The sequence below is a fragment of the Streptomyces sp. NPDC001222 genome (genome assembly GCF_042896945.1).
Lineage (GTDB): Bacteria > Actinomycetota > Actinomycetes > Streptomycetales > Streptomycetaceae > Streptomyces > Streptomyces gibsoniae.
Genome location: NZ_JBIAXT010000098.1, coordinates 1 through 1,341 on the forward strand (window position 1 = coordinate 1; position 1,341 = coordinate 1,341).

1 protein-coding gene is annotated in these 1,341 nt (G+C 66.0%); it reads right to left on the minus strand.

Going from position 1 to position 1,341, the window contains the following annotated elements:
• Positions 1 to 2 precede the first annotated feature (2 nt).
• A complete protein-coding gene (locus tag ACFY2Z_RS41695) occupies positions 3 to 1,229 on the minus strand; it encodes an IS256 family transposase (protein ID WP_390749205.1) in 1,227 nt (408 codons plus the stop codon).
• Between the last annotated feature and the right edge of the window lie 112 nt (positions 1,230 to 1,341).

Consider the following 1,341-nt stretch of genomic DNA (forward strand, 5'->3'; position numbering starts at 1 on the left):
GGTCATGTCCCCTGTAGTGGTGTAACCGTGCCGGGTTGATCTTCAGCCGGATAGATCTTGTCCATGCTGCCTTCGGGCAGGTAGCGGCGGGGGAAGGCGATCCATTCGTCGTGCATCTCGATGAGGACGGCGGTGGTGAGGCGTTCGAGGGCGCCGGGGTTGGGGAAGATCTGGACGACGTCGACGCGGCGTTTGATCTCCCGGTTGACCCGCTCCAGGGGGTTGGTCGACTGGATCTTCTTCCAATGTCGCTCGGGGAAGTCCGCGAACGCGGTGAGGTCGACCTTGGCCTCCAGGAGCATTGCCCTCACCTTGGGGAACTGCCGTCCGAGCATGTCGGCGACGGTCTCGAGCTGAGCGCGGACGGCCTCGGCCGTGGACTGGGCGAAGATCGTGCGAATGGTGGCGGCCACCATCTCCGCGGCGTCCTTGGAGATCACCGCAAAGACGTTGCGCAGGAAATGAACGCGACACCTCTGATAGGCGGCCCCGAGCATGACCTTGCGCACGGCCTTGACCAGGCCGGAGTGGTGATCGGCGATGACCAGGCGGACCCCGGTCAGGCCCCGCTCGCGCAAGGAGCGCAGGAACTCGCTCCAGAAGACTTCGGTCTCGCTGTCGCCGACCATCAGCCCGAGGACCTCGCGTCCGCCGTCCTCGGTGATGCCCGTGGCGATGACCACGGCTTGCGAGACGATCTGGTGGTTCACCCGGGCCTTGCAGTAGGTGGCGTCCAGATAGATGTAGGGGAAGCGGGTGTGATCCAGGGGGCGGGTGCGGAACACGCCCAGCTCCGCGTCGAGGTCGCCGCAGATCCTGGAGACCTCGCTCTTGGAGATCCCGGTGTCCCCGCCCAGGGCCTTGACCAGGTCGTCCACGCTGCGGGTGGACACGCCCTGCACATACGCCTCCATGATGACGGCGTAGAGGGCCTGGTCGATGCGGCGCCGGCGTTCCAGCAGCGACGGGAAGAACGAGCCGGTGCGGACCTTGGGGATCGCCAGGTCCAGGTCCCCGGCCTGCGTGGTCAGCACCTTCTCCCGGTGCCCGTTGCGCATCGTCGTGCGTGTCTCGGTGTGCTCGCCGGGCTCCGCGCCGATGTGGGCGGTGGCCTCGGCCTCGATGAGTTCCTGCAGGATCCGCTGGGCCAGGACCCTGATCAACTCGATTCCGTCCGCCGTACGCAGTGACTCCATCAGGCGGAGTAAGTCATGCTGGGACAAGGCCATCGCGTCACCTCTCGTTTCAACGAGCTTCGCTACTCGGAGAGTTGCGCGATGGCCGCCCCATGACCAGGGGCTATGCGGAGATCGCTGCTACACCACTCGGCGGGACACCATC

Bases quoted from the DNA above. Each gene is read 5' to 3' on its own strand.
- ACFY2Z_RS41695 (WP_390749205.1), bottom strand. From the start codon at position 1,229: ATGGCCTTGTCCCAGCATGACTTACTCCGCCTGATGGAGTCACTGCGT.